Annotated in this window: 12 protein-coding genes; 4 read left to right on the forward strand and 8 right to left on the reverse strand. The window is 50.8% G+C overall.

Going from position 1 to position 13,236, the window contains the following annotated elements; genetic code table 11:
* The 4 genes from D6029_RS18575 to D6029_RS18590 form a co-directional block, all read left to right on the forward strand.
* Positions 1 to 1,000: RHS repeat-associated core domain-containing protein (locus tag D6029_RS18575; RefSeq protein ID WP_147365250.1), on the forward strand; the 1,000-nt coding region annotated here is incomplete at its 5' end.
* A gap of 30 nt (positions 1,001 to 1,030) precedes the next feature.
* Complete coding sequence (locus D6029_RS18580) at positions 1,031 to 1,720, forward strand: ankyrin repeat domain-containing protein (protein WP_167456030.1); 690 nt, start codon at positions 1,031 to 1,033, stop codon at positions 1,718 to 1,720.
* Positions 1,721 to 2,042: 322 nt separating this feature from the next.
* Positions 2,043 to 2,423, forward strand: a complete 381-nt coding sequence (locus D6029_RS22435) for a hypothetical protein (RefSeq protein ID WP_147365251.1) — start codon at positions 2,043 to 2,045, stop codon at positions 2,421 to 2,423.
* A gap of 360 nt (positions 2,424 to 2,783) precedes the next feature.
* Positions 2,784 to 3,464, forward strand: coding sequence for an ankyrin repeat domain-containing protein (locus D6029_RS18590; RefSeq protein WP_120066211.1), 681 nt, complete (start codon positions 2,784 to 2,786; stop codon positions 3,462 to 3,464).
* Positions 3,465 to 3,556: 92 nt separating this feature from the next.
* On the opposite strand, the gene sucD is transcribed toward D6029_RS18590, so the two are convergent.
* The 8 genes from sucD to sdhC all read right to left on the reverse strand — a co-directional run bounded on the left by sucD (position 3,557) and on the right by sdhC (position 13,206).
* Entirely contained in the window at positions 3,557 to 4,429 is an 873-nt protein-coding gene (gene sucD, locus D6029_RS18595) for a succinate--CoA ligase subunit alpha (RefSeq protein WP_034458762.1), read from the reverse strand.
* Positions 4,429 to 5,595, reverse strand: a complete 1,167-nt coding sequence (gene sucC / locus D6029_RS18600) for an ADP-forming succinate--CoA ligase subunit beta (protein ID WP_034497176.1) — start codon at positions 5,593 to 5,595, stop codon at positions 4,429 to 4,431. Before sucC ends, sucD begins: the two co-directional genes overlap by 1 nt.
* 112 nt (positions 5,596 to 5,707) lie before the next feature.
* Positions 5,708 to 6,934, reverse strand: coding sequence for a 2-oxoglutarate dehydrogenase complex dihydrolipoyllysine-residue succinyltransferase (gene odhB, locus D6029_RS18605; RefSeq protein WP_120066212.1), 1,227 nt, complete (start codon positions 6,932 to 6,934; stop codon positions 5,708 to 5,710).
* A 14-nt stretch (positions 6,935 to 6,948) separates the two neighbouring features.
* A complete protein-coding gene (gene sucA, locus D6029_RS18610) occupies positions 6,949 to 9,756 on the reverse strand; it encodes a 2-oxoglutarate dehydrogenase E1 component (RefSeq protein ID WP_120066213.1) in 2,808 nt (935 codons plus the stop codon).
* Positions 9,757 to 9,962: 206 nt separating this feature from the next.
* Positions 9,963 to 10,679 carry a succinate dehydrogenase iron-sulfur subunit gene (locus D6029_RS18615; protein ID WP_034458770.1) on the reverse strand — a complete coding sequence of 239 codons (717 nt, stop codon included), beginning with the start codon at positions 10,677 to 10,679 and terminating at the stop codon, positions 9,963 to 9,965.
* Positions 10,680 to 10,694: 15 nt separating this feature from the next.
* On the reverse strand, positions 10,695 to 12,461 hold the full coding sequence (gene sdhA, locus D6029_RS18620; RefSeq protein ID WP_120066214.1) for a succinate dehydrogenase flavoprotein subunit: 1,767 nt from the start codon (positions 12,459 to 12,461) through the stop codon (positions 10,695 to 10,697).
* Entirely contained in the window at positions 12,461 to 12,808 is a 348-nt protein-coding gene (gene sdhD, locus D6029_RS18625) for a succinate dehydrogenase membrane anchor subunit (RefSeq protein ID WP_120066215.1), read from the reverse strand. Before sdhD ends, sdhA begins: the two co-directional genes overlap by 1 nt.
* On the reverse strand, positions 12,802 to 13,206 hold the full coding sequence (gene sdhC, locus D6029_RS18630; protein ID WP_167456031.1) for a succinate dehydrogenase cytochrome b556 subunit: 405 nt from the start codon (positions 13,204 to 13,206) through the stop codon (positions 12,802 to 12,804). Before sdhC ends, sdhD begins: the two co-directional genes overlap by 7 nt.
* Positions 13,207 to 13,236: the final 30 nt, after the last annotated feature.

Raw genomic sequence — 13,236 nt, forward strand, 5'->3', positions numbered from 1 at the left:
CGGCAGCTTTGTGCCGCTGTTGCGGGTGGAGCAGATGAGAGCCGAAGACCGCCACAGCCCACTGGCCGAAAAGCTCGAACGTGACGCGGAAGTCACCTTCCCGCCGGTATTGCATCAGCGGCTGAACGTCATTGAACAGGAGTTGCGCAAAAACCAGCTCAGTGACGACACGCTACAGTTCCTCAACTCCACCGGTCTGAAGGCGGAAAACCTCGCCCTGTGGCTGGAGCCGGAGCCGGAAAGTGACCGCCAAATCCATCTGTACCACTGCGACCATCTTGGCACGCCGCTGGCACTGGTCAGCACCGCAGGCAGCGTCGACTGGCACATCACCCTCGACCCGTGGGGTAATGTGCTCAGTGAACACAATCCGCAGAAACTGCACCAGCCGCTGAGAATGCAGGGCCAGCAGTATGATGAAGAGTCGGGGCTGCACTACAACCGCCACCGTTATTATGATCCGCTGCAGGGAAGATATATTACGCAGGATCCGATTGGGTTGGCAGGGGGGTGGAATGTTTATAGTTATCCACTAAATCCTTTACAAGGATTCGATCCAAGAGGATTAAATGGGTTAGGTATATTTGTTAGTCAGCCCGGAATCCAGACTTCAGCTTCTGGTGTAATGTCCGACTCCATGGATAATATCGATCCTCCGGTATCTCTGCGCCCTGATGGTAAACCTTGGGGAGCCGGCTGTGGTGACGTAAAAACAGATGCATATGTCCCTGATGTTCTTTATGGCGTTGACTTCGCGGCAGCCTGTCAAACTCATGATGAATGCTATGGAGAACTAGGTAAGAATAAAGCAATCTGTGATACCCAATTAGGAAATAACATTGCACTAGCATGTGATAATCAACTCCACGGAATACCCCACTCCGAAGAGGTGCTACCAAGTTGTCATATGGCGGCAGGCATTTATCAGTCCGCAGTAAAAAATTTAGGTGGTCCGGCTTATGAAGCGGCACAGAAGGCAGCTACAGTAAGCACCAAATAATCTCAACTTGCCACAACTGAGGTCAGTATTTTGCCAAAATGGATTGTAATACCGTTGCTATTGGTAGCTATTACCATTTCCGTACTTGTCGTAAATGTCGGTAAAAGATATTCGAATTATTTCTTGAGTCCGTGGGCCAGTTCAGCCAAATCGATAAATGGATTAAAAAGAACATGGTATTTTTGTGAGCGATGTCTGAGTACTGGAAAATGTGAGGATGATGATATCAAACAATGCAAAACTGTAACTCTACCAGACAGAAATAATGCCCTTGATGTAGCAGTAGGAACAGCTAACATTGAAGCTATTTTTTTCCTGGTTAATGTAGCTAAAACGGATGTAAATATTTCCACAGGAGATTCACATAGAACCCCTTTAATGAGTGCAGCTTATTATGGAACTAAAAAACACCAAGAAATTGCTGAGTTTTTACTTCTACACGGAGCAAATATTAATGCAGTAAGAGAAGAGTCCCCGATTAACACTGCATTATTGGTTGCAATTTGGAAAAACAATCTCGAATTTGCAAAGCTCCTCATACAAAAAGGTGCAGACCCTTCGCTAATATCGACAGGAAAAAAAGAACATGCTGCATGTAAGGTTGCATTGGGATATAACCGCCGTGAAATTGCACCCATAATCCCTGGTTGTTGTTCATTGATAGCTCAAAATCCTGAGTTGATGATCGGAGCTAAAAATATATGCCTATACCCTAAATAACTCGAGTTGCAGGAAAACCAACACACATGCAACTTGAAGTATATTTTAAACAGACGCAATGTTAGGACTGAACACGAACGGTATAAGTATTTTGGCCGAAATTAAAGGGGGTAATTTATAGAATAAATAGTAAAACCAGAAGGGTAGTAGCTTAATAATCTAGGGCCAGAAGGTTTATGAAGAATCGGGCCTGCATTAAAACCGCCATCATTATTACAATCCGCTGCAGGGACGGTATCACATAGGATCCAATTAGGGTAGAGGGGGGCATTGATATACAAGCAATCCAATTCGACAGGTCGATCCATTAGGATTGGAGGGTATGGATGGATTCGGAACTGGGTTTGGGGATTATTGTCGTGGAATTGAGAGTGCAGGTTCTTATTTGCCACGCGAAGATGCAGAGGGTTATATACACAATGCTGAAACAATGCACAATGTATATAACCTTCTCGGGGGAATTTATCTTGAAGGGGGCAAGGGATTCCCACAGGATTATCAACAATCTTATGCCTGGTATGCAGTGGCAGTAGCAAATGGATCGCATAAGGCAAAGGAAATGCGAGAACGTGTTGTGAAAAAATTAACAGATGAAGAACTCAAGCAAGCTAAGTTAATTGCAGAAACATATATTAAAAAATACCCATCACCTTTAGATGAAAATGATACAAATAAATCAAATACTGACTGTAAATATCCATAAGTATTATCAGCGATCTTGGCACATCATTGCCTCAGCTCTGCCAGTATTGGGTAGGGCTGGATGCGTGGGTAAAACGGTGGACGGTAGTATACCGATGCAGATTAATCGGCTTCAGAAAATCCACGATAAAGAATCGGGGTTGCACTACAACCACCACCATTATTATGATCCGGTTCAGGCTAGCATGTGATAAAGAACTCAAAGGAATACCCCACTCCAATGAAGTTCTTTCAAGCTGTCATATGGCGGTAGGTATTTAAGAGTCAGCGATACAAAATTGGTTGGTTCAGCTTATGAAGATGCCCAGAAGCAGCTAAAGCTAATCAAAATTAGTTACGGCATACCACATGAGGGGCAAGTATGTTACCAAAATGGATTGTCATCCCATTACTTTTGGCAGCGATCACAATATCCGTGCTTGCCGTATATGGTGGAAAAAGATATTCAAATTATTACTTGAGCCCACTAGCTAGCTCCCCACAATCAATAAATGGATTAAAGCGGACGTGGTATTTTTGTACTAAATGCTTAAATGGAGAAAAATGTGAAGCTGAGGATATCAGGCAATGCAAGACAGTCACGTTCCCAGACCGAAATGATGCTCTGGATGTTGCTGTAGGTACAGCTAATATCGAAGCCGTTTATTTTCTTGTCAACATTGCCAAAACAGATGTCAATGGAGTTAGTGGATATTTTCAACAACCACCACTTATGGCTGCAGCCTATTACGGGACTGAACAACATCAGAAAATTGCTTCTTTTTTAATTTCACATGGAGCAAATATTAATGCCACTGATTTAACTGGAAGCTACACTGCGTTACTCAAAGCCATTTGGAAGAATAATATTGAGTTTGCAAAATTTCTTCTTGAAAATGGAGCAAATCCGAACCAGCTATCTCCACATATAAGGGCTCGAAGCGCCTGCACGTCTGCAATAGTTTATGGTAGGAAAGAAATAATACCGTACATCCCAAATTGCTGCTCAATAGCAAAAAATAGCCCAGAGTTTATCTCCGGCCCAATATTCGAGTGTGAATAGAATTTTTAAGATCTTAAAAACTGAAGGTATTAACAAAAAAAGGCCACCCAAACGGATGGCCAACCATGTCGAACATTTATTATTAGTTCTGCTTACTGAGGCAAAATAGCTTTCAGTGCGTCACCGATGTCAGCCAGGCTGCGTACGGTTTTCACGCCTGCGGCTTCCAGCGCTGCGAATTTCTCGTCCGCAGTTCCTTTACCACCCGCGATGATGGCGCCCGCGTGGCCCATACGTTTGCCTTTCGGCGCGGTAACACCCGCGATATAACCCACAACCGGCTTGGTCACGTGCTCTTTGATGTAGGCTGCCGCTTCTTCTTCTGCGCTACCACCGATCTCACCGATCATCACGATAGCTTCAGTTTTCGGATCTTCCTGGAACATCTTCAGGATATCGATGAAGTTAGAGCCAGGGATCGGGTCACCGCCGATACCAACACATGTCGACTGGCCCAGACCGATATCAGTGGTCTGTTTAACCGCTTCATACGTCAGCGTACCAGAGCGAGAAACGATGCCCACTTTGCCCGGCAGGTGAATATGACCCGGCATGATGCCGATTTTGCACTCGCCTGGGGTGATAACGCCTGGGCAGTTTGGCCCAATCATGCGCACGCCAGCTTCGTCCAGTTTCACTTTCACAGTCAGCATATCCAGTGTCGGGATGCCTTCGGTGATGGTGATAATCAGTTTAATGCCTGCGTCGATTGCTTCCAGAATGGAGTCTTTGCAGAACGGTGCCGGGACGTAGATAACAGACGCCGTTGCGCCCGTCGCTTCTACCGCTTCGCGCACGGTGTTAAATACTGGCAGGCCGAGGTGCTCGGTGCCGCCTTTGCCTGGCGTCACACCGCCAACCATTTGCGTACCGTATGCAATCGCCTGCTCGGAGTGGAAAGTCCCCTGGCTGCCGGTAAAGCCCTGGCAAATCACCTTGGTGTTTTTATCGATCAAAATGGACATTATTTCCCCTCCACGGCAGCAACAACCTGCTGTGCTGCATCCGTCAGACTTTTCGCTGCAATAATATTCAGGCCGCTATCAGCCAGTTTCTTCGCACCCAGTTCCGCGTTGTTACCTTCCAGACGAACAACCACTGGAACGTTAACTCCCACTTCTGCCACCGCGCCGATGATGCCGTCTGCAATCAGGTCGCAACGCACGATGCCGCCGAAGATGTTCACCAGAACCGCTTTCACTTTGTCGTCAGACAAAATGATTTTGAATGCTTCGGTCACGCGCTCTTTGGTTGCGCCGCCGCCCACGTCCAGGAAGTTAGCCGGTTCACCACCGTGCAGTTTAACGATGTCCATGGTGCCCATTGCCAGGCCCGCACCGTTAACCATGCAACCGATGTTGCCATCAAGTGCGACGTAGTTCAGTTCCCACTGTGCAGCCTGAGATTCACGCGCATCTTCCTGGCTTGGGTCACGCATTTCACGCAGCTCTGGCTGGCGGAACAATGCGTTGCCATCAGCGCCCAGTTTGCCATCGAGGCACACCAGGTCACCCTGCTTAGTGATCACCAGCGGGTTGATTTCGATCAGCGCCAGGTCGCGGTCCAGGAAGATGTTCGCCAGACCCATAAAGATCTTGGTGAACTGCTGAACCTGTTTACCTTCCAGACCCAGTTTGAACGCCAGTTCACGGCCTTGATAAGGCATTGGGCCTGCCAACGGATCGAGGGCAACTTTGTGGATCAGGTGTGGGGTTTCTTCCGCCACTTTTTCAATTTCAACGCCACCTTCGGTGGACGCCATAAACACTACGCGACGCGAGCTACGATCAACCACCGCGCCGAGATACAGTTCTTTATCAATGTCAGTGGCAGCTTCAACCAGAATCTGGTGAACCGGCTGGCCATTGGCATCTGTCTGATAGGTCACCAGGCGTTTGCCCAGCCAGTGTTCAGCAAAAGCACGGATGTCTTCTTTGCTGTTAACCACTTTCACGCCGCCCGCTTTACCGCGGCCACCAGCATGAACCTGACATTTTACCACCCACGGACCTGCGCCAATTTTAGAGGCTGCTTCTTCCGCTTCACGTGGAGTGTTGCAGGCGTAACCGACTGGAGCCGGCAGGCCATATCGAGCAAACAACTGTTTCGCCTGATACTCGTGTAAGTTCATGAGTTCTATCCATCCTTCAGGGTAATCGTTATTCAAACCTGTAGACCGGTGCGGTTTTCGTGCCGGATGGCGCTACGCTTATCCGGCCTACAGTGCAGGTGATGCTTTTAAACTAAACGTCCAGCAACAGACGAGTTGGATCTTCGAGCAATTCTTTGATTGCTACCAGATAACCCACTGACTCGCGGCCATCAATCAGACGGTGATCGTAAGAGAGCGCCAGATACATCATCGGCAGGATCTCAACTTTACCGTCAACCGCCATTGGGCGATCTTTAATGGCGTGCATGCCAAGGATCGCGCTCTGCGGCGGGTTGATGATCGGAGTCGACATCAGGGAACCGAACACACCACCGTTGGTGATGGTGAAGTTACCGCCAGTCAAATCTTCAACGGTCAATTTACCGTCACGGCCTTTCACAGCCAGTTCTTTGATGCGTTTTTCGATGTCAGCCATACCGAGGGTATCGACGTCACGCAGGACTGGGGTTACCAGGCCACGTGGAGTAGAAACCGCGATGCTCACGTCGAAGTAGTTGTGGTAAACCACGTCTTCGCCATCAATAGATGCGTTCACTTCCGGGTAACGTTTCAGCGCTTCTACTACCGCTTTAATGTAGAAGGACATGAAGCCCAGACGCACGCCGTGGCGTTTCTCGAAGGATTCGCCGTACTGCTTACGCAGTTCCATGATTGGCTTCATGTTCACTTCGTTAAACGTGGTGAGCATGGCGGTAGAGTTTTTCGCTTCCAGCAGACGCTCAGCAACGCGTTTGCGCAGGCGAGTCATTGGAACGCGTTTTTCGCTACGGCCAGCCAGTGGCGCAACCGGAGCTTTGGTTTCTTCTGCCGCTTTAGCTTGTGCAGGTTGAGTCGCTTTCGCCTGAGTCAGATGTTTATCCACATCTTCACGGGTGATACGACCGCCAACACCGCTGCCTTTGATGGCGTTGGCATCGAGAGAATGTTCTGCAATCAGGCGGCGAATCGCCGGGCTGAGTGCGTCATTGTTCTGCTCTTCCAGAGAAGCCTGCTGGCGCTGCGCCGGGGTAGATTCTTTAGCGTCTGCTTTCGCAGAAGTCTCTTTACCCGCGCTATTACCTTCACGCAGGCGGCCCAAAATTTGACGAGAAGTGACGGTTGTCCCTTCATCTTCCAGTACAGCATCCAGGATACCATCTGCAGACGCCGGTACTTCCAGTACCACTTTGTCAGTTTCGATTTCCACCAGCACTTCGTCACGGGTCACGGTGTCACCCGGTTTTTTATGCCAGGTGGCAACAGTCGCATCGGCAACGGACTCAGGCAGGTCAGGAACTAGAATATCTACGCTACTCATTTTTTATCCTTTAATTAATCGACGTTCAGCGCGTCATTAACCAGATCTTGCTGCTGTTTCTGGTGAACGGACAAGTACCCTACCGCAGGTGATGCGGAGGCTGGACGACCTGCATAACGCAGGGCGGATCCAAATGGAATCACTTCACGGAAATGGTGCTGGCTACAGTACCATGCGCCCTGGTTAAGCGGCTCTTCCTGGCACCACACAAAATCATGTACGTGAGCAAATGGTTTTAATGCTTCCTGCATCGCTTGATGCGGGAAGGGATAAAGCTGTTCGATGCGCACAATCGCGACATCTTTTTGGTCGTTTTTGCGACGCTGTTCCAGCAAATCGTAATAAACCTTACCAGAACACATCACCACACGTTTCACCGCTTTAGGATCCAGCTCGTCAACTTCGCCAATCGCAGGCAGGAAGGTGCCGTTCGCCAGTTCTTCCATCGTGGAAACAGCCAGTGGATGACGCAACAGAGATTTAGGTGACATCACCACCAGCGGGCGACGCATACCGCGCAGCGCCTGGCGACGCAGCATGTGGTAAACCTGCGCTGGCGTTGAAGGCACACATACCTGCATGTTCTGTTCAGCACACAGCTGGAGGTAACGCTCCAGACGCGCGGAGGAGTGCTCTGGGCCCTGGCCTTCGTAACCGTGCGGCAGCAGCATTACCAGGCCACACATACGGCCCCATTTCTGCTCGCCGGAGCTGATGAACTGGTCGATAACAACCTGAGCGCCGTTGGCGAAGTCGCCGAACTGAGCTTCCCAGATAGTCAGCGTACGAGGTTCCGCAGTGGCATAACCGTATTCAAACGCCAGAACCGCTTCTTCAGACAGCACGGAGTCCCAAACTTTGAACTCGCCCTGGCTGTTGTGAACGTGTTGCAGCGGGGTGTAAGTCGAACCGTTGGTCTGGTTGTGAATCACAGCGTGGCGGTGGAAGAAGGTGCCACGGCCCACATCTTCACCAGAAAGACGCACAGAAACGCCTTCATCAACCAGCGTTGCGTACGCCAGATTTTCTGCCGCGCCCCAGTCGAATTTCTTCGCGCCATTCGCCATTTCCATACGGTCGCTGTAGATTTTCGCTACGCGTGACTGCATTTCAACGGTATCAGGTGCGCCGCTGATGCGTTTCGCCAGTTCCTGCAAACGCTTCATTTCGACCTTGTTCGGGTAGCTCTCATCCCACTCGTGGTTGAGGTACGGCGACCAGGTGAAGGAATGCATGTTCATTGGGCGGTATTCTTTCACCACACATTCGCCAGCATCGAGCGCGTCACGGTAGAGGTTCACCATTTCGGTGGCATCTTCCAGCGTGGCGATTTTTTCCTGCTCCAGACGGTCGGCGTAAATTTTACGCGGCGTCGGGTGCTTTTTGATTTTCTGGTACATCACTGGCTGAGTGGCACTTGGCTCATCAGCTTCGTTATGACCGTGGCGACGGTAGCAAACCAGGTCGATAAACACGTCGCGCTTAAAGGTGTTACGGAAGTCCAGCGCCAGACGAGTCACAAACGCCACCGCTTCCGGGTCATCTGCATTGACGTGGAAAATCGGAGCCATCACCATCTTACCGATATCGGTACAGTACGGCGTGGAACGCGCATCCAGCGGGTTGGAGGTGGTGAAACCAATCTGGTTGTTGATCACGATACGAACCGTACCGCCCACTTCGTAACCGCGCGCTTTGGACATGTTCAGGGTTTCCTGAACCACGCCCTGCCCGGCAACCGCTGCGTCACCGTGAATGGTGATTGGCAGAACCTGGTTGCTGCCTGGTTTATCCAGACGATCTAAACGAGCGCGTACAGAACCGATAACCACCGGGCTAACGATTTCGAGGTGCGACGGGTTAAACGCCAGCGCCAGGTGAACCAGGCCGCCTTCAGTTTCCACGTCAGATGAGAAGCCCATGTGGTACTTCACATCACCGGTGCCAAGGTGTTCTTTATGTTTACCGGCAAATTCGTCGAACAACTCCTGCGGTTTTTTACCCAGGACGTTGATCAGCACGTTCAGGCGGCCACGGTGCGCCATGCCCAGAACCACTTCGCGCGTGCCGCTCTTACCCGCATGGCGAATCATCTCTTTGAGCATTGGCACCAGTGCATCACCGCCTTCCAGCGAGAAGCGTTTCGCGCCCGGGAATTTCGCACCCAGGTAACGCTCAAGGCCTTCTGCTGCGGTCAGTTCACTCAGGAAGCGCTTTTTCTCATCCAACGTAAAGGTTGAATGCCCCACCACCGATTCGATGCGCTGCTGAATCCAGCGTTTTTCTTCGGTGTTGGTGATGTGCATATATTCCGCACCGATCGAACCACCGTAAGTCTGCTTCAGCGCACTGATCAAATCAGACAACTTCATGGTTTCTTTGCCGCTGGCAAAAGAACCCACGTTGAAGGTTTCCTGAAGATCGGCGTCCGTCAGATTGTGGAATGCGGGATCCAGATCGGGAACCGCGTCCTGTTTCCACAGGCCAAGTGGATCAAGGTTTGCAGCCTGATGCCCACGGAAACGCCAGGCGTTGATCAGCTGCAATACTTTGACTTGCTTGACGTCGGTGTCAGGGTCGGTGATTGCGGTGGAATAACGTGAGGCATCCTTCGCCAGACGACGGAAATAATCACGTGTTTTGGAATGGAATTGATCCGGTCTGGCCCCGGTTCCAGGTAATTGCTGGAACATTGAGCGCCAGTGCGCATCAACAGAGTCAGGATCGGTTAAGAAGTCTTCATAGAGCTGCTCTATCCAGGACTGGTTTGCACCTGCCAGGTAAGAGGAATCCAGCCAGGCTTTCATTTCGCCGTTCTGCATCGTGATCCCTTAAGCATTTATATGCTTATTTCGCCGTGAATAACTATTGCGTACACATCTGGTACACATTACCGGGGTTCACAACTACGAGCCTTTTTCCTTTCCAGGCGGCTCGAGAAGGAACCTTTAAAAACTGTCGCAACAGGGCAGTTTTTAAAGGTTTCCTGCATTGAATCCCCTCTCCCATCGGGAGAGGGAACGAAAAGCTAGGCACTCTTTTGCAGCAGCATCGACTTAATGTGGCCGATGGCTTTCGTCGGGTTCAATCCCTTAGGACAAACACTGACGCAATTCATGATGCTATGGCAGCGGAATACGCTGAAAGCATCACTCATACCGTCCAGACGACTTGCCGTTTCGGTATCACGGCTGTCAATCAGGAAGCGATACGCCGCCAGTAAACCTGCCGGGCCGATGAATTTGTCCGGGTTCCACCAGAACGACGGGCAGGAGGTCGAGCAACACGCACAAAGAATGCACTCGTACAGACCATCCAATTTCTCACGCTGCTCAGGAGATTGTAAATGCTCGCGAGCCGGTGGATTTTGCCCATTATTCAACAGGTAAGGCTTAATCTTCTCATATTGGGCATAGAATTGTCCCATGTCTACCACCAGATCCCGCACAACCGGCAATCCAGGCAGTGGACGGATCACAATCTTCTGCTTTCCGTTACCCAACGCGGAGATTGGCGTGATGCAAGCCAGGCCGTTTTTACCGTTCATGTTCACGCCATCGGAGCCACAAACCCCTTCACGGCATGAGCGACGGAAAGAGAGCGTCGGGTCTTTTTCTTTCAGTTGCATCAGCGCGTCAAGCAACATCATGTCGCGCCCTTCTTCCCCTTCCAGGGTGTACTCCTGCATACGCGGAGCATCGTCAACATCCGGGTTGTAGCGATAAATAGAGAATTCGAGTTTCATCACTTTGCTCCGCTATTAATAAGAACGCACTTTCGGTGGGAATGCCGGACGCAGTTTCGGCTGCATGTTCACCTCACGGCGCGTCATGCTTTCCGACTCAGGCAGATACAGGCTGTGGCACAGCCAGTTGGCATCGTCACGTTCCGGATAGTCGAAGCGGCTATGCGCGCCACGGCTTTCGGTGCGGAAGTTAGCGGAAACAGCGGTTGCGTAAGCGGTTTCCATCAGGTTATCAAGCTCCAGGCACTCAACACGCTGGGTGTTGAACTCGCTTGAAGTGTCATCCAGACGGGCGTTTTTCAGGCGTTCGCGGATTTGCTTCAGCTGCTCAAGGCCTTTCGCCATCGCATCACCTTCACGGAATACCGAGAAGTTGTGCTGCATACATTCCTGAAGCGCTTTACGGATTTGCACCGGATCTTCGCCGTTACGGTTGCCGTTCCAGCGGTTCAGGCGCTCCAGAGCGGCATTAATTTCGTCTTCGGTTGCGTCACGCAGCTCGCCCTGTTCCTGGATAGACTCCAGCAAATGCATGCCCGCAGCACGGCCAAACACCACTAAATCCAGCAGCGAGTTGCCGCCCAGGCGGTTGGCTCCGTGGACAGATACACAGGCGATTTCACCGACGGCAAACAGGCCAGGAATCAGAACGTCTTCGCCCTGCTCATTGACTGTCAGCGCTTGACCAGTCACTTTGGTCGGAATACCGCCCATCATGTAATGGCAAGTTGGGATAACCGGAATAGGCTCTTTAATCGGGTCAACGTGAGCAAAGGTACGAGACAGCTCAAGGATGCCCGGTAGACGGGATTCCAGAACTTCTTTACCTAAGTGGTCAAGTTTCAGTTTGGCGTGTGGACCCCATGGGCCATCGCAACCGCGACCTTCACGGATTTCAATCATGATGGAACGCGCAACAACGTCACGACCCGCCAGATCTTTCGCGTTCGGCGCGTAGCGCTCCATGAAACGCTCACCGTGTTTGTTCAGCAGATAACCGCCTTCACCACGGCAACCTTCTGTGACCAGAACGCCCGCGCCAGCAATGCCGGTTGGGTGGAACTGCCACATTTCCATATCCTGAACTGGCACGCCAGCACGCAGCGCCATGCCAACACCGTCGCCGGTATTAATGTGGGCGTTGGTGGTGGATTGATAAATACGGCCCGCACCACCGGTTGCCAGAATGGTCGCTTTCGCTTTGAAGTAAACCACTTCGCCGGTTTCGATACACAGCGCGGTGGTACCGACTACTGCGCCATCGGCGTTTTTCACCAGATCGAGTGCATACCACTCGGAGAAAATGGTGGTTTTGTTTTTCAGGTTTTGTTGATACAGCGTGTGCAACAACGCGTGACCGGTACGGTCAGCCGCTGCCGCAGTACGTGCCGCTTGCTCGCCGCCGAAGTTCTTCGACTGGCCGCCAAACGGACGCTGATAAATAGTGCCATCTTCAAGACGGGAGAACGGCAGACCCATGTGTTCCAGTTCCAGAATCGCTTCCGGGCCGGTTTTACACATATATTCAATGGCGTCCTGGTCACCGATGTAATCGGAGCCTTTTACCGTGTCATACATATGCCATTCCCAGTTGTCTTCGTGGGTGTTACCGAGTGCTACGGTAATACCACCCTGCGCAGACACGGTATGGGAACGGGTTGGGAAAACTTTAGACAGCAAGGCGCAAGTCTGGCCGCCTTGTGAAATTTGCAGTGCGGCGCGCATACCTGCACCACCCGCACCGATGACGACTGCATCAAACTCTCTGACTGGTAAACTCATTACACACCCCACACCACAACGAATCCATAAATGACGTAAACCAGCAGTGCCACAACAATCACGAGTTGCAGGCCAAGGCGAATCGCCACTGGTTTAACGTAGTCGGTCAACACCTGCCACATGCCAATCCAGGCATGGATCAAAATTGAGAACAGTGTCAGCAGGGTGAATACTTTGGTGAAGGCAGAGCCGAAGAAACCACTCCAGATCTCATAGGTTAACTCGCCGGAGGTGGCGAAGAACCCAATCATATAAATGATGTACAGGGTGATTACGATGGCGGAGGCACGAACCAGAATATAGTCATGCACACCATTGCGACCTAATGCGGAGGCATTGCTTACCATACGAGGACTCCTGCGAGAATTGAAAGCACGACAGTAATAACAAAGGAAATCATTGCGGATCGTTTGCCCGCTATAAAGGTTTCTTCCAGCAAACCGGTGTCCATCATGATGTGGCGGATACCCACAACAACGTGATAAGCCAGCGCGGTGAGGATGCCCCACATAATGAATTTAACAAAGAAGCCACTCATTATGGAGTGAGCAACGAGGAAGCCTTCTGGAGAGGAGAGTGACTGGCCTAACAACCACAATAGAATGCCAACAGCCACAAAGGTGATCACGCCGGATACACGATGGAGGATGGAAGCGATTGCAGTGACGGGGAACCTCATCGTTGTGAGATCGAGGTTTACAGGCCTTTGTTTTTTCGCATTTTTTATCATGAATAGCGCCCACATGCTGTTTTTATTGTTTCCTTCCTCCGGGTC

Origin of the sequence: Buttiauxella izardii (assembly GCF_003601925.1) — a bacterium.
Taxonomy (GTDB): Bacteria; Pseudomonadota; Gammaproteobacteria; order Enterobacterales; family Enterobacteriaceae; genus Buttiauxella; species Buttiauxella izardii.